Here is a 14,887-nt window from a genome sequence, read left to right as displayed (position 1 = left end):
GGGCTCCCCTTGTTTCTCGTTTTTGGCCTTCTGGTGGTCGATTATGAAGACAATCGACTAAAAAGCCTAGCCAACGAAGCGCATCGACAGGTCGAGCGCCTTGACGTCCTTGGTCAGCGCGCCGACCGAGATTCTATCGACCCCGGTTTCGGCAATGCCGCGAATGGTTTCCAGGGTGACATTTCCCGATGCTTCCAGAATGGCACGGCCGGCGTTGATTTGAGCAGCCTCGCGCATCATGTCGAGGCTGAAGTTGTCGAGCAGAATCATCGTGGCACCAGCAGTCAGGGCCTGATTCAGTTCGTCGATGCTTTCGACTTCGATCTGGATAAACTTGCAACGACCTTTTGCCTGCTCGGCCACCTGCTTGGCTGCGGCCATTGCCTGGGCGATGCCGCCGGCTGCATGAATGTGGTTTTCCTTGATCAGGATGGCATCCCAGAGCGCTAGGCGATGGTTGCCACCGCCACCCGCCCGGACGGCGTATTTTTGCGCAATGCGCAGGCCTGGGAGGGTTTTGCGGGTATCGACGACCTGTGCCTTGGTGCCGGTGATGGCATCGGCGTAGACGCGAGCCTTGCTGGCCACGGCCGAGAGCAGTTGCAGGAAATTCAATGCACTCCTTTCGGCGGTGAGCAGGGCGCGGCCGTTGCCGTCGATTTCGCATAGCAACTGGTTGGGAGCAATCCGGTCGCCATCGGCGCCGTGCCACGTGATGCGGGCGGTCGGATCAAGGCGGGCGACACATTCGGCAAACCAGGCGGTACCGCACAGGACGCCGGCTTCGCGGGAGATGACGGTGGCTCTGACCTGGCGTTCAGCGGGAACAAGAGTGGCTGTCAGATCGCCGGCCCCGACGTCTTCGCTCAGGGCGGCATCCACGTTGCGGGAAATCTCGGCAGCGAGTGGGTAATCGAATTCGATGGTCATTTCAGTTTTCAGGCAGCGTTTGAGGCGAACATTTTACAGGCAGGGGGGACGGCTACCCACTCGTTGAATATATCTCGTGAGGTGTCGATGATTTCGCCAGCCGTCAGGCCGATCGGACCGCGGCCATGGGCAACCAGGCGATCAGCTGCCGCGCCATGCAGATGGACGGCGGCGAGCAGGGCCATTTCCGGCGGCCAGTTCTGGGCAAGCAGGGCGACGATCAGGCCGCTCAGTACATCGCCCATGCCGGCAGTGGCCATGCCGGGGTTGCCGGTGGTGTTGATCCACCAGCGACCATCGACCGTCGCAATGAGGGTGCCACACCCCTTGAGGGCAATGTGGCTGCGATAGCGCTCGGCCAGTTCACGGGCAGCCTTGATGCGGTCGCTTTGAATGTCGCGGACCGAACAGCCGAGCAGGCGGGCAGCTTCGGCTGGATGCGGGGTCAGGATGGCTGGCCCGACGCGATTGTAGAGCTTGCCTTCGAGGCGGCTGTCTTCGGCCAGCAGATTCAGCGCATCGGCATCTAGAACCAGCTGGACGGGGGCCTTCAGCGACTGTTCAAGGAGGCGGAGGGCTTCGGCTGAACGACCGAGGCCGGGACCGCAGGCCAGCGCTTGCAAGTCGGCCTGGAGCAGGGCATCAGCCCGGCGCATCATCAGTTCGGGTTGAAGGAGATCGACTGACGGCGCTTCAGGGTCGAGCATGCCGAGATAGACGCGTCCGGCGCCCATCTTGAGCGCAGCCCGGCCAGCCAGGAAGGCGGCGCCGACCATGGACTTGGCGCCACCGAGGATGCCGGCGCTGCCAAAACTGCCCTTGTGCGTATTGTTGCGGCGGGGTTTCAGGCGCGAATCAACGTCGGCCAGGCTGAGCCGTTGTCCATCTGGTGGGATTTCACTGACGGGGTCGAGATCAAGGCTGGCGACACGGATTTCACCGCAGTGGTCTGGCCCGTCGGCCGTGAATAGGCCGGGTTTGGCGGCAATGAAGGTGATCGTGTGAGTGGCATGGATACTCGGCGCCTGGGCGATGCCGGTATCGGCATTGAGGCCGGACGGACAGTCGAGGGCGAGCAATGGACAGTGGTCACGTTCGGCGAGCCGATTGGCGGCTGTAATCCATTGGGCGTAGTCGCCTTCCGGTGCGCGGGTCAGTCCGATGCCGAACAGACCGTCGACGATCAGCGACCAGCGAGTCTCTTCCGGGATCGCATGGGTTGTGACGCCACCGGCGGCCACGTAGCGCTGGCGGGCTGAAGCGGCGTCAGCGGGGAGCTTGTCCGGGGGCGCGGCAAACACGACGCAGACATCGAAAAACCGTTTCTGCAACAGACGCGCCACTTCGAATGCGTCGCCTCCATTGTTGCCGGGGCCAGCCAGGACAAGGACAGGATGATTCTGGTCGCCGGCCAGCGTTGCCACCCATTCGGCTGCGGCGGCACCGGCGCGTTGCATCAGTGGCTCAGTGGCGTGCCGGGTTTCAACGCGACGCAGCGTGGTGCTCAGGTAGAGGCTGGATGGATTCATGGTGAGTCGTATGTGACGTTTTTACCAGGCTCAAGGTTTGTTGTTGCGAACATGCTTGAGAATAACGCCTAGCAGCTTGTCCGGTTCGATAGGCTTGGCAATATGGTCAACCATGCCTGAGGCAAAGCACGCTTCCCTTTCTTCGGTCAGCGCGTGGGCAGTTTGCCCGATGATCGGCAAACCGGGAGCGATGCGCAATATTTGACGTGTGGCGTCATGGCCATTCATGACCGGCATCTGGATATCCATCAGCACCACGTCGAAGCCGCTATCGCCATGCTGCTGAATTTTTTGGACGGCTTCCAGGCCGTTGCTGACCATGCTGACCTCGGCGCCGAAGTCATGCAGTATGGCCTCCATGATTTCCTGGTTGATATCAATATCTTCAGCCACCAGGATGCGTAGTCCGGACAGTGGCTTGGCTGCCAAGGCCGGGGCTGCCAGTGGAATTGCGGCGGACTCCGCAACGATGGGGTGGTAGGGAAGTCGGATTTCAAAGCGGCTGCCGTTATCCGGGGTGCTTTCGAGATGGATAGTGCCCTCCATCAATTTGACCAGATGCGAGGTGATGGCCAGCCCGAGACCGGTGCCGCCGAAACGGCGGGTGGTTGAATTGTCACCTTGCTCGAAGGGGTTGAATATTTTGCTGGATTGTTCGTGGGTGATGCCAATTCCGGTATCGCTGACCTTGAAGATGAGTTGATGACCGTCAAAAGAGGCATCGAGCGTTACCGAGCCGCTCACGGTAAATTTCACGGCATTGGAAAGCAGGTTCAGGAGTATCTGGCGCAGGCGTAGTGAGTCGCTTTGGCAGTGGGCCGGCAGGTTTTCTGCCACCCGGAGTTGCAAGGACAGTTTTTTGGCATTCGCACGTTCCTGCATCAACTCCATCGACTCGGCGAGGATAGCCGGCAAATCGATATCGGTCGATTCGATCTTGAGCATGCCGGCTTCCATTTTCGAAAAATCGAGAATGTCATTGATGATGCCAAGCAGGAGGTTGCCAGAGTGGGTGATCTTGGCAAATGCTTCATGTGCCTTGCTGCCTTCGCTCGTGTTACGGCCACCAATATGGGCCATGCCGAGCACACCATGCAAGGGAGTGCGGATTTCGTGGCTCATCTTGGCCAGGAATTCGCTCTTGGCCAGGGCCAGCCGCTCGGCTTCGGCACGAGAGGCTTCAAGGTCGGCGGTTCTGACCTTGACCAGTTGTTCGAGGTGGTCGCGATAGTGTTCAAGTTCGGCCGACATGGCCTTCATTTCAGAGATGTCGGCAATAAAACCGTGCCAGAGCGTGCTGCCATCCTTGCTGCTCTCTGGTTGAGCGTTGATCATCAACCACTTGGTTTTGCCATCCGGCAGGCAGATGCGGTAATCGACGTGCCATGGAGAAAGCGTTTTTGCCGACTCGTGCATCGTTGCCAGAAAGTGTTCTGCATCATCCGGGTGCATCATGTCGCTTAGTGGGCGGACGTCGTTCTCGACTTGATCGGGGGCCAAACCGTAGATTTCCCGGATGCCGTCGCTGGCAAAGGGGAAGGCGCTATGGCCATCCGGAAAGAGGCGGTATTGAAAGACGATGCCTGGTATGTAGGAAACGATGTGCCGCAAGCGGTTATTGGCGGCATGTTCGGCGGCCATCGCTTCTTCGGTGACGATGACTTCCTGCAGGCCGTTCAGCGCTTCAGTCAACAATCCGATTTCATCCTGCCGTATTACTGGCAGTGCCTGCCTGGGGATTTCGCCATCCCGCATCTGGCGCAGCAAGGAGGATATTTCGGAGAGGGGGCGGAATTGCAGGCGCAGCCACCACCAACTGGCGAAAGTCGCGATGAGCGTCAAGATCAGCGAAATGACGATCAGGTGGCGCTCCATGGCATGGATCGGTGCGAAAGCCTCGTCTGTCGGGAGTACGGCTTGCATCAACCAGCCGGTGCTGGCGATTCGTTTATTTGAAGATAGTTCGACAACGCCGCGGGAGCTCATGGCCACGCCTGAGCCTTCGTAGCCGCCGATATAGCGGTCATAGACCGGGTTAAGGCCGGGTGGTGGCCCGGCCTTCATGACGCGTCGCTTGTCCGAGGAGGCCACAAAGAGCCGCTTGGCCGGAGCGGTGATGAGAAAGTCACCCGTGTTGCCGTATTTGGCGGAGCCGATTTCGTCAAGAAAGTTGGGCAGGGCGAGATTGGTGACGCCGATGACCAGGCCTATGGTCTTGCCGGCCGGATTCTGAATGGGAACAACTATCGTGAAGACCGGCAAACCGCTGTTCGGGCTGAAAACAGGATCGGCGATCTGCGGAATGCCCGTGCTCAGGGCTTTCGAGATGAAATCATAATTGGCGTAGTTCGTACCTTTGCGATCCAGTTCAAGCGGCGTACTGGCAATGGCAGTGCCCTGGCTGTCGGTGACAATGATCCCCCAGTTGAAAATCCGCTGTGGAATCTTGCGTTCTTCCACGAGGCGCTGCGTGGCTGCAGGGGAGGCAAGGATGGTGGCGGTAAGGCTGCTGGCGACAGATTCGGCGATGCTCTGGCGTTCAAGGATGGAACGGTCAATTTCATTGGCGATCAGCGAAACCGTTGAAAATTGCTGTGCCGAAATGGATTCCTCCATATCGCGATGCAATAACTGGCCGAGCGCAATGACCGTTGTCCAGAGTATCCCCAGCACCACGATCAATGTGCCGACCGCAATCCGAGTCTGAAGCGAACGCCAGTTGAACAGGCCGAACATCGTTTTCAAATCTCTCCTGAGTCCATCGCAATACGTTTGAATGGTTCAGTCTTCATGGGAACCTGGCATCATTTTTTAGTCGCTATTTTTTTGATCGGACCAGCAGTTCGTGCCTAAGCGTAACTCTAACTGCCCAGCAGCGCTTTGGCGAGGTGAATCGTCGTGCTGTGGATGCTTACCGTATCGTTGATCTGACGGGCATATCCCCCTGCCATCGCAATGGCGACGGGGATCCGGTTGGCTTTGCATCGGGCAAGGACCAGCCGGTCCCTTTCGGCCAGTCCAGCGAAGCTCAGGCCAAGGCGGCCCAGGCGATCATCGTGATATGGGTCGGCGCCGGCCAGATAAATGACGAGATCGGGCCGGGAGGCGTCAAAAGCGATACCCAGGCCTTCCTCAAGATGGGCGAGGTAAGCGTCGTCGGAGCAGCCATCGGGCAATTCGATGTCGAGATCGCTTTGTTCCTTGTCGAACGGAAAATTGCGGGCGCCGTGGATGGAGAAGGTGAAAATGCTGTCATCGCCGCGCAGGATGCTGGCGGTGCCGTTGCCCTGATGAACGTCGCAATCAACGATCAATACCCGCTTGGCCCGGCCTTCGGCCTGCATGGTGCGGGCGGCGACGGCCGCATCGTTGAAGATGCAGAAGCCCTCGCCGTGGTCGCGAAAGGCGTGGTGGGTGCCGCCGGCCAGGTTGGCAGAAACGTCTTCTGCCAATGCGGCGCGACAGGCGCAGATGGTGGCTCCGGCCGAGCGCCGCGAGCGTTCGACCATGCCTTGGCTCCACGGAAAGCCGATGGCTTTCTGGGCTGCTTCGGAGAGCTCGCCTATGGAAATGGCCTGGATGTAGTCGAGATCGTGGGCCCGGCCCAACTCTTCGTCGGTGGCGGCGTGGGGAAGCTGGAAATCGCTTTCGCTGAACTCGCCGCTGGCGAGCAAAGCCTGGCGCAGCCGGGAATACTTTTCCATTGGAAAGCGATGCCCGGCCGGCAGGGGGAGAACGAAAACATCGGTGTAGAACAGGCGCACGGCCGATGTTTCCGGATGGCGATTAGTTTAGCGCGGCGGACATCTTGCGGCGGAATTCGCGGATCAGGTCGTCGTACTGTTCGCTGCCGCCCAGTGCTTCGAACAGTTGCAGCAATGCTTTGCGGCCGGCGCCTTCGTCGAAGGCACGGTCGCGGATGACGACTTCGAGCGCCGCTTCCATCGCTTCGCGGAAACGGCTTTGCGCGGCGTAGGCGCGGGACAGTTCGAGGCGAGCACCGTTGTCGGCCGGGTTGGCGGCGAGCCTGGCTTCGATTTCCGCCGTGTCGGCAGCGCCGCCGGCCAGCGCCAGACGAGCACGCAGGGCGTTGGCACGGTCCGCTTCATTGACGTATTCGCCGGCCAGCAGCTGCTTGGCTTCATCGATTCGGCCGAGTTGCAGCAGCACATCGACGGCATCGAGCTGGATCGCCTGGTCCTGCGGATTGGCTTGGCTGGCCTGGACCAGCACGGCCAGCGCTTCGTCCAGCTTGCCTTCGACGACCAGGGCAGCGGCCTGCTCGCGCAGGTTGATCTGCTCCGGGCCTTCCGGCAGGGCGATGCGGTCGAGAAATTCGCGGATTTGGCTTTCCGGGATGGCGCCGTTGAATTCGTCTACCAATTGGCCCTGGAACAGTACCTTGACCGATGGAATGCTGCGCACGCCGAAGTGCTGGGCGAGTTCCGGGAATTCATCGGAATTGACCTTGGCGAGCAGGAAGCGGCCCTTGTATTCCTCGGCCAGCTTTTCCAGCATGGGCTTCAGTACCTTGCAGGGCTCGCACCACGGCGCCCAGAAGTCGACGACCACCGGTACTTCCTGGGCGGGCAGGAGAACCTTGGTTTCAAATTCTTCGAGGGTAACGTCAAAGGAAAATTCGGACATGGTGGGTGCCTGTGGAAATTAGAGTCGGGTGAATTCTACCGCCAGCCGTGGCGCCGCGGGTGAATGCAGGGAAAGGCTGGCGGTTTTGCCATGATTCAGCCAATCGGCCAGCCGTGCCGGGAAATCTGGCGTGTCGGCCTGTGCTTCTTGTGACGGCTCTGTTGCTATTTGAAGGCTGGCAAGCGAGTTTTCAAGGGGCTCCATGCCCACGCATAGCCAGTGGCCGCTGGCAGTGTCGGGCCAAAGATTGAGTTGGGCGCAGAGGACTTGGGCATAACGCTCCTCGTTCAGCCATTCGATGGCCAGATTGAGTAGCAGCGACCAGTTGGCGACATTCTCACTATCGAGCGGGATATGCATGGCAGAGTGCGGTCCGGGCAGCATGGGCTGAATCTGGGCTGCAGCAATCGCTGGCTGGGTGGCCAGAAAATCGTAGGGCATCGGCTCGGCGGCTCCGTCACAGATTTCCTCCAGCAGGGTGATCGTTTCGAGCCGTGGGCCGCTGGTCGATTGCCAGAGCAGGGCGGTTGGCAGGTGCCGGCGCTCTTCCGGCAGGCAGGCGAAGGCGCCGAGCAGGGCGAGTTGAGTCAGGCCGGCGGCGCGGCGCAGCGGTTTGCCAAGCGCAGCACGGACCGCACCCGGAAGGTCGGCCGGGGGGAATTGCTGGTTGAGTGCGGCGTGAAGATAGACCATCAGGTGCGCTCCACGATCATGGTGGCCAGTCCGCCGCCGAAGCCAATCAGGTTAAGCATGGCTCGGCGAACCGGATCATGGTTGCGGTGAGTGATCGGCATTAAGCCAAGTTCGGGGTCTGCTTCGGCGAAACCGGCGGTTGCCGGGATGATTCCTGCATCGAGGCAGGCCAGCAGGGCCGCCAGTTCGGCAATACCGCTGGCGCCCAACGTGTGGCCAAGGGCCGGTTTCAGCGACAGCAGCGGCGGCATCTCCGTACCGAAGACCTTGTGCAGCGCATTGGCTTCGGCGAGGTCGGTGCCGGGCGAGCCGGCGGCCTGCAATTTGACCAGATCGATTTCGGCCGGACCGACATTGGCCGCTTTCAGGCTGGCGATAGCCGTGTTGGCGATTGGCCCGCCATCCGGGTCCGGGCCGGTCGTCGAGTAGCCATCCAGCCCGGTACGCAGTCCGGTTATCTTCCAGCGGCCAGGTCTTGCGCTCAGGCGAACGGCGGCGACCGCCTCGCCAAGAACCAGCCCATCGCGTCGGAGATCGAAGGGGCGACAGGTCGTGCGCGACAGCAGTTCCATCGATGCAAAGCCAGCCAGCGTGGTGTCATTGGCCAGTTCGAAACCGAGCACGACGGCTTCATCGATCTGTCCGGCGGCGATCAGTGTGGTGGCGGCATCGATGGCCGAGAAACCCGAAATGCAGGCATTCGAGAAGCTGTAACGCGGGCCGGAAAGCCCCATCCATTCGGCGATTTTCCGGCTGAGCGAGGCTGTCGCCAAAGGGAGGTCGAACGGCGCTCCCTGTTGCTCGAAATGGCCGATCTGGAACGAGGAGGAGGCGATGAACAGCGGTGTTGCCGGGACGATTGCTTCCATTTGGCAAGCAACTTGGTCAATGGCCTGCTTGGCACGTTGCAACCAGTCTTCTTCGGTCAGCGGCAGCGCAAAGTAGGGGAATTCACGTTCGCCCAGGTGGCGCTTTCCGGTGCCGGATTCTCCCCGCCACAAGGCTGCGGCCACGGCCGCCGTCGTCTCGCCACGCGCACAGAGCAGTCCGCTGTCGGCGATATAAACCGGCCGTTTCATGCGCGACTGGCCAGCCAGGCTTCGAGGTGCTCGGCCATGTTGGCGACACTGGATAGGATGCGGCGGGTTTCCTTGCTGTCCGGCAGGCGCAGGCCGTATTTTTTCTTGATCGCCATCGAGACCTGCAAGGCGTCGAGCGAATCGAGTTGCAGCGGGGCTTCCGGGCCGAACAGTACTTCGTCGTCGGAAATACTGGCTGGTTCGCAGTCCTTATCGCAGGCTTCGATGATCAGGGCCTTGAGTTCGAGGCGGAGTTCGGCAGTCATGATTGGGCGGCAAGAGAACGGTGGTTGAGCCAGACGGCAGCGGCCAATGCAGCGCCAGCAAAGACGAGCAACTGGGCCAGGGAGGGCAGGATGTCGGCGAAACTGCCGTGACGCAGCATCACGATATGGAAGCCTTCGAGGCCCCAGGCCATCGGTGACAGGGTAGCGAGTTTTTGCATGGCGGCCGGCATGATGAATTTCGGCACCATGATGCCGCCGATGGCGCCCATCAGGATATTGCCGACGCCGCCGATGACCGTCGCCTGTTCTGAGGTCCGTGCCAGGCTGGCGACGAGCAACGCGAGCGAGACGGCGGCCAGGCTGACGGCAGCAGCGACGGCCCACAGGTTCAGCAACAGCGGCAGGCTGCCCGGCAGCTCCAGGGCTTCGCTGCCGAACAGCGGCACGAGGTAAATGCCGACCAGCACCATCAGCACGGCTTGCAGTTGATTGACGATGAAAAAGGGCAGCAGCTTGCCGGCCAGGATCAGGTGGAAAGGAAGGCCCATGGCGCGCAGGCGCTGTAGGGTGCCTTGCTGGCGTTCGATGATGAATATCGACGAGACCGGAATGACCACGAAGAACATCGCGAAGATCAGCCAGGCCGGTACGTTCTGCTGAACCGACGAAGGCGGGCGAACGCTGCGGTCGTTGCGCACGGCGACGCTGTGGATTTCGTCCGGCCATTCGCGTTCGGTATCTGCACCGGGAGCGATGGGCAGGCCGAACAGCTTGCCGGCGCTGCGCGTCAGTTCATCGGCCCGCACTGCGCCGAGCGCGGCCATGACCTGATTGCGGAAAGCGAGTTGCAGGGCCGGGCTGAGGGCCGGGTCGAGCAGCAATTGCAGGGCCTCTGTCGGCTGTCCATCGGCGCCGGCCGGTGCCAGCAGGCGCTCGCCAAATCCCTTGGGCAGGACCAGGGCCAGCACGTGATGGCCATTGAGGATGCCTTGGCGGGCGTTTTCGGCATCGTCGGCGGCTGGCAGGCGCTTGAAGGAAACACTCTTGTCGAGCCGCTTGATCAGTGCTTTTGAGTGCTGGCTGTGGTCGAGGTCGACCACGACATAGGCGGCGTCGATGCTGACGCCCGGCGAAAAGGCGTCGCGTAGCGCCATGGTCATGACCAGGATGAAAATGGTCGGCATGATGAACAACGCTAGCAGGCCGTGCCGGTCGCGCAGCAGGGCGATCGATTCCTTGAGCCAGAGGGCGAGCAGGCGAGGCGACATGGTTTAGTCCCGCAGCGAGCGTTTGGTCAGGCGCATGAAGAACTGCTCCAGATCATGTTGGCCGAGGTTCAGATGACGGACCGTGCAGTTCGCCGCCGCCAGTTCGTCGAGCAGCTTGGACAAGGCAGCGGTTGAAGTCAGGCTTAGGCGATATTGCAGATGGCCAAGCGGGCTGGCGGCGTAGCGCTTGGCGATATCCTCGGGCAAAGCTTGGTCGAGTTGGAGCTCGAGCTGAGGTTCGGGGCTGTGCAGAATGTCGGTCAGCGCACCTTCGGCCAGCAGTTTGCCCTGATCAATGATGGCGATGCGCTGGCAGATGGCCTCGACTTCTTCCATGTAGTGGCTGGTGTAGATCACCGTCGTGCCGGCCTCCGGCAGGGCAGCAATGGCGTCGAGCAGGAAGTGGCGAGATTGCGGGTCGACACCGACCGTCGGCTCGTCGAGCAGCAGCAGTTGCGGCTGGCCGAGCAGGCCGATGGCCAGGTTCAGGCGCCGGCGAAGGCCGCCGGAAAGCTGTTCAGCCCGCTTGCCCGTGACCTGCTCGAGCCGGGCGAAGGTGATGGCGGCATCGGTCTGCGCCTTCAGGTCGGCACTGCTCAGCCCGAGCACGCCGCCGAAGAAACGCAGGTTTTCGGCGACGGTCAGCATCGGGTAGAACGCGTAATCCTGCGGCACCAGGGCAATGGCGCGTGGGTTGGCGGCACGGGCATCGGCCAGAGGCTGGTCATGCAGCGAGATTTTTCCGGTGGGCGTTTTCAGCAACCCGGCCAGCAGCGAAATCAATGTTGTCTTGCCGGCACCGTTTGGGCCGAGCAGGCCATAGACGCCACCGGCCGGGATATTCAGCGTGAGGTCGGTCAGCGCCGGGCTCGTCGCATCACGGTAGCGGTACGAGACCCCCTCGATATGCAGCATCAGACGGCGCTACGCAGGTTGCGGAAGAAACCCTGTTCGCGGTCGGCGATCTGGCGCAGCTTGTCGGCCAGGGCCGCCGGGGCGAGCGGGTCGCGGTCGCGGATCTGGCGGGCGGTGGCCAGCGCGAATTCACGCCATTCGTCACCGATGTCGATCAGGGTTTCGGAGAGTTCGTTGAGCCCCGGACTCGCCAATAATTCAGCGGCTTCCTGCAGGAACGAGGCGTAAATGAAGCGGAAGCCGCCCCCCCCTGTGCCGATTTCTTCCTGCATGCGCACGACCTGGCCGATGAACATCTTGGTGCGGGCCGGGTCGCCGCTGGCGTCGAGCCTTTCGATGGCCTTGGCCAGATGCCGGATGCCGCGCACACCAATGATCGGCAGCGGCGCGTCGAGCATGATCCGCGTCGTCTTCTTGATGGCGGCGGGCAGCACCTTCTGCCAGTCCGGTGTCTGCGGCTGGCCGACCGGGTAGTAGAGCAGGCCTTTCGGGGCCAGTGCACCCTTGGCGAAACGGGCCCGTTGCAAATCGGTGGCCGGGCAACTGACGGTGGTTTCGGCTACCGGGTCGGACAGCAGGTAGTCGCCGGAGGTCTGATCGCGGCCGAAGGCCAGTACGTTATGGGCGTTGAAATGGAAGCGCAGGTCTTCCGGCAGGTAAGGGAGCCAGAATACCGAGGTTTGCAGGCCGACGATCTTGCCATCAGCCAGCAGCTCATTGAGACGAGCGACACCGGCGGCCGGGTTGCGGAAGGTCTCGAAACGCATCTTCAGGCCGAGCGGTTTCTGCAAGCCCTTAATGATGGCCTTGGGTGGCATGCGGTAAGCCACCAGCGGCAGCCCGTTGATCTTGATGATCGGCAGGTAGGCGAAGGAGAGGGCAGATGACAGGCCGAAGGTCATCGGCTCCGAAAGTGGCAGGCCGTGATGGCGCAGCATCGACGACATGACGCCGCTTTCGCAGTGGGAGGCCTGGCTGTGCTGGAAGTCCATCAGTCGGCCTTTTCCAGTTGTTCGACACTGAGGCCCATGGCGTCGGCGTAGCGGGCGAGCAGGGCGGGCGACAGGCTGGCGAAAACCGCCGGGCGAAAATGCCGGCGAATGCGCCATTGCCAGACACCGCTGGCCTGCGAGAGCAGCGGGACGTCCATTCGCACCCGGTACATGTGGTATTCGAGTGGCGAGGTTTGGCCGGCAAGCACGCGCTGACGGGCCTCTTCGGTCAGCCGCAGCAGGTCATCGATGGCCTGGCGGGTAACGATTTCCTCGACCTCCCAGCCAGCCGACTGGACGATGTGCAGCTTGCCATCGTCACCACGGGCGTAAAGCGCCTTGCGGTGCCCGCCCAGTGTGCTGTTGCCTTCCTGCGGGACTTCGCTATCCAGCATGGTCGACCGCCGTCAGGTGCATCAACGAACCGGTGAAGCGACCACTTTCCGGTACAAAGCAGAGCAGGCGATCGCCTGCTTTTAACCGGTTGCTGCGAAACAGTTCATCGAGCATGATGAAGATCGACGCCGAGCCTGTATTGCCCTTGCTTTGCAGGTTGGTGAACCATTTGGCCTGCGGCAACTCAAACCCGGCCTGCGTCATGTAATTAGCCAATGGCTGGCGGAAATATTCGGATGACATGTGCGGCAGGAACCAGTCGACGGCTTCCGCCGTCAAGCCGCGGCTGGCTTGTGCTTTGGCCAGTGGCTTGCCGAAGGTCTGCTCGACAATGGCTTCGTTGAGCAGGCGAACGTCCTGCTTGACGGAGAAAATCGAGCGTTCGCCCCACTGGCTGGCCGCGTATTCCTGCCAACCCTTCAAGGATCCATCGTCCGCCTTGTCGCCGCCGGCATACATGCAGACCGGCATGCTGTCGGCCTGCGACTGGATGTCGATCCAGTCGATGCGCAACGACAGCCCTTCGCTACGTGGTGCCGGTTGCAGGAGAAAGGCGCCTGCACCATCTGACAGCATCCAGCGCAGGAAGTCCTTCTCGAAGGCGATTTCCGGATTGTCTTCCAGTTCGGCCACGCGATGTGCCGATTCCGGTTCGTAATGGCGCGCCAGCAGGCCGCCGGAGGCGCGTTCCGAACCGCTGGCCACCGCTTTGTCAGCCAGTCCGGTCAATACGGTCATGTAAGCATATTTCAGCGCGCCGATCCCGGCGGCGCAAATGCCGGCAGTCGACACTACTTCGCAAGGCGGAATAGCCAGTTCGCCATGCACCATCACGGCATGGCTGGGCATCAGCTGGTCGGGGCAGGACGTGCCGCAAGCCAGGACATCGATTCCGCCAGCCTCGAGGCCGCGAATGGCTTCGGCCGTCAGTTGGGCATTGGAATGCGTAAATTCGCCGCTTACCGGGTCGATGGCGTAGTGCCGGCTACGGATACCGTTGTTGCGCAGCACGATGCGCCGGGCACGCGAGGGCTTGCCACCGATCACGCCGAGCACTTGTTCGATATCGTCGTTGGCTATCGGAGCGTTGGGCAGAAAGGAAGACGTGCCTGTGATGTAAGCACTACCGCGACTGGTCATATTTTTCTAGATTGAATTCTTGGGACCCGCTCGGCAGTTCCAGCTGAGTGCGCAACCCCTCCAGGCGCGATTTCAGCAGCGGGGAAAACAACCATTGTAACAATAGGCTTGTCGGAACGACCGTCAATACCATCGTAATTAGATAAATGGCGAATACGAGCAGGATAGGGCGGCGCTGCCATTGCCCACGTTTGCCGAAGGCGCGGATTAGCCGGGACCAGACGCCAAAGGCCCGCCGACCGGCCCGTTCGCTGATGGCCAGCCGCGGGTTGACGGTGACGGCGCGTAGTCCGGTCAGCATCGGGCGGCCAGTCTTTTCTTGGTCTTTGTTCAATGCATCGGCCAGCGCCCGGCCGAAACGACTGGCGGCAATGATTTCGTCGGGGGCGACGCCGGCCGGTGGCATGCCGAGAAAGCAATCACGTTTTCCCGTCAGTACCCAGCGGGGCGTGGTGATGAAGGTGGCCAGCGGGTGCCCGCGGTCGGTGAAGGCGAGATGGTCGCGCAATTGGCCGCCAGCCGCGGCAATCAATCGCTGCATTGTTTCCTGTGCCGAAAGCCACATGTTGCGACAAGCGACGAGTGTGATGACCGGTTTGCCTTGGATCAGGCGCCGGCCTTCGGGGCTTTTCAGAAAAGCGGTCATGGGCAGGCCTGGAGACAGAAACCAGACCTGATAACTGAGTATGACCAGATCGAAGTCGGCATCCAAAGGAATGCTCAATGGTTTTAGCGGGGGCGCATCAAGCTGGATGCACTCGGGCATGGCGTCGACAAAATCGATAATCGGCCACGGAAAAGGGAATGAAGTCTCTGGCTGCAGCGTTTCCAGATGTACCTGATGTCCGGCATTGCGCAGCGGGCCAATCAACTGCGCGGTGATGTCCGATAGTTGGCCGGTTTGCGAAAAATTGACGACGAGAATGCGCTTCAAGGAGGTTTCTGGTGATTGATTAACAAGCGATTCTACCAAATGCCTGTGTGCTGCCGCTGCTACGGCACTAGTCACTTTGAATGAGGGCTTGTGTCGACGGGCTTGGGAAAATGTCAGCTTATCGGCTATCATTCTGC

General features: G+C 61.1%; 14 protein-coding genes. All 14 read right to left on the bottom strand.

Annotated features, from left to right (window positions below):
• Window positions 1-66: 66 nt before the first annotated feature.
• A complete protein-coding gene (nadC, locus tag DARO_RS12265; RefSeq protein ID WP_011288115.1) occupies window positions 67-930 on the bottom strand; it encodes a carboxylating nicotinate-nucleotide diphosphorylase in 864 nt (287 codons plus the stop codon).
• Between the two features lie 8 nt (window positions 931-938).
• Complete coding sequence (locus DARO_RS12260; RefSeq protein ID WP_011288114.1) at window positions 939-2,459, bottom strand: bifunctional ADP-dependent NAD(P)H-hydrate dehydratase/NAD(P)H-hydrate epimerase; 1,521 nt, start codon at window positions 2,457-2,459, stop codon at window positions 939-941.
• Window positions 2,460-2,489: 30 nt separating this feature from the next.
• A complete protein-coding gene (locus DARO_RS21760; protein ID WP_011288113.1) occupies window positions 2,490-5,195 on the bottom strand; it encodes an ATP-binding protein in 2,706 nt (901 codons plus the stop codon).
• A 125-nt stretch (window positions 5,196-5,320) separates the two neighbouring features.
• Window positions 5,321-6,223 carry a histone deacetylase family protein gene (locus DARO_RS12250; RefSeq protein WP_011288112.1) on the bottom strand — a complete coding sequence of 301 codons (903 nt, stop codon included), beginning with the start codon at window positions 6,221-6,223 and terminating at the stop codon, window positions 5,321-5,323.
• Window positions 6,224-6,245: 22 nt separating this feature from the next.
• Window positions 6,246-7,106, bottom strand: a complete 861-nt coding sequence (locus tag DARO_RS12245; RefSeq protein ID WP_011288111.1) for a tetratricopeptide repeat protein — start codon at window positions 7,104-7,106, stop codon at window positions 6,246-6,248.
• An 18-nt stretch (window positions 7,107-7,124) separates the two neighbouring features.
• On the bottom strand, window positions 7,125-7,799 hold the full coding sequence (locus DARO_RS12240) for a hypothetical protein (RefSeq protein WP_011288110.1): 675 nt from the start codon (window positions 7,797-7,799) through the stop codon (window positions 7,125-7,127).
• Window positions 7,799-8,878 carry a beta-ketoacyl synthase N-terminal-like domain-containing protein gene (locus tag DARO_RS12235; protein WP_011288109.1) on the bottom strand — a complete coding sequence of 360 codons (1,080 nt, stop codon included), beginning with the start codon at window positions 8,876-8,878 and terminating at the stop codon, window positions 7,799-7,801. Before DARO_RS12235 ends, DARO_RS12240 begins: the two co-directional genes overlap by 1 nt.
• Entirely contained in the window at window positions 8,875-9,144 is a 270-nt protein-coding gene (locus DARO_RS12230; protein ID WP_011288108.1) for a phosphopantetheine-binding protein, read from the bottom strand. Before DARO_RS12230 ends, DARO_RS12235 begins: the two co-directional genes overlap by 4 nt.
• On the bottom strand, window positions 9,141-10,373 hold the full coding sequence (locus DARO_RS12225; RefSeq protein ID WP_011288107.1) for an ABC transporter permease: 1,233 nt from the start codon (window positions 10,371-10,373) through the stop codon (window positions 9,141-9,143). The genes DARO_RS12230 and DARO_RS12225 overlap by 4 nt, the downstream gene beginning before the upstream one ends.
• 3 nt (window positions 10,374-10,376) lie before the next feature.
• Complete coding sequence (locus DARO_RS12220) at window positions 10,377-11,288, bottom strand: ABC transporter ATP-binding protein (RefSeq protein ID WP_011288106.1); 912 nt, start codon at window positions 11,286-11,288, stop codon at window positions 10,377-10,379.
• Window positions 11,288-12,280 (bottom strand): BtrH-related acyltransferase DarH, encoded by a 993-nt coding sequence (darH, locus tag DARO_RS12215; RefSeq protein ID WP_011288105.1) that lies wholly within the window; start codon window positions 12,278-12,280, stop codon window positions 11,288-11,290. Before darH ends, DARO_RS12220 begins: the two co-directional genes overlap by 1 nt.
• A complete protein-coding gene (locus DARO_RS12210; RefSeq protein WP_011288104.1) occupies window positions 12,280-12,675 on the bottom strand; it encodes a DarG family dialkylresorcinol biosynthesis protein in 396 nt (131 codons plus the stop codon). The genes darH and DARO_RS12210 overlap by 1 nt, the downstream gene beginning before the upstream one ends.
• Window positions 12,665-13,816 (bottom strand): beta-ketoacyl-ACP synthase III, encoded by a 1,152-nt coding sequence (locus tag DARO_RS12205; RefSeq protein WP_011288103.1) that lies wholly within the window; start codon window positions 13,814-13,816, stop codon window positions 12,665-12,667. Before DARO_RS12205 ends, DARO_RS12210 begins: the two co-directional genes overlap by 11 nt.
• Complete coding sequence (locus DARO_RS12200) at window positions 13,800-14,882, bottom strand: dialkylresorcinol condensing enzyme (protein WP_497462970.1); 1,083 nt, start codon at window positions 14,880-14,882, stop codon at window positions 13,800-13,802. Before DARO_RS12200 ends, DARO_RS12205 begins: the two co-directional genes overlap by 17 nt.
• Window positions 14,883-14,887 lie beyond the last annotated feature (5 nt).

The organism is Dechloromonas aromatica RCB, from assembly GCF_000012425.1.
Note: the sequence above shows the minus strand (reverse complement) of the source record. Positions and strands in the feature narration are given on the sequence as shown.

Bases quoted from the DNA above. Each gene is read 5' to 3' on its own strand.
- nadC (WP_011288115.1), bottom strand. From the start codon at position 930: ATGACCATCGAATTCGATTACCCACTCGCTGCCGAGATTTCCCGCAAC.
- DARO_RS12260 (WP_011288114.1), bottom strand. From the start codon at position 2,459: ATGAATCCATCCAGCCTCTACCTGAGCACCACGCTGCGTCGCGTTGAA.
- DARO_RS21760 (WP_011288113.1), bottom strand. From the start codon at position 5,195: ATGTTCGGCCTGTTCAACTGGCGTTCGCTTCAGACTCGGATTGCGGTC.
- DARO_RS12245 (WP_011288111.1), bottom strand. From the start codon at position 7,106: ATGTCCGAATTTTCCTTTGACGTTACCCTCGAAGAATTTGAAACCAAG.
- DARO_RS12240 (WP_011288110.1), bottom strand. From the start codon at position 7,799: ATGGTCTATCTTCACGCCGCACTCAACCAGCAATTCCCCCCGGCCGAC.
- DARO_RS12235 (WP_011288109.1), bottom strand. From the start codon at position 8,878: ATGAAACGGCCGGTTTATATCGCCGACAGCGGACTGCTCTGTGCGCGT.
- DARO_RS12230 (WP_011288108.1), bottom strand. From the start codon at position 9,144: ATGACTGCCGAACTCCGCCTCGAACTCAAGGCCCTGATCATCGAAGCC.
- DARO_RS12225 (WP_011288107.1), bottom strand. From the start codon at position 10,373: ATGTCGCCTCGCCTGCTCGCCCTCTGGCTCAAGGAATCGATCGCCCTG.
- DARO_RS12220 (WP_011288106.1), bottom strand. From the start codon at position 11,288: ATGCTGCATATCGAGGGGGTCTCGTACCGCTACCGTGATGCGACGAGC.
- darH (WP_011288105.1), bottom strand. From the start codon at position 12,280: ATGGACTTCCAGCACAGCCAGGCCTCCCACTGCGAAAGCGGCGTCATG.
- DARO_RS12210 (WP_011288104.1), bottom strand. From the start codon at position 12,675: ATGCTGGATAGCGAAGTCCCGCAGGAAGGCAACAGCACACTGGGCGGG.
- DARO_RS12205 (WP_011288103.1), bottom strand. From the start codon at position 13,816: ATGACCAGTCGCGGTAGTGCTTACATCACAGGCACGTCTTCCTTTCTG.
- DARO_RS12200 (WP_497462970.1), bottom strand. From the start codon at position 14,882: ATGATAGCCGATAAGCTGACATTTTCCCAAGCCCGTCGACACAAGCCC.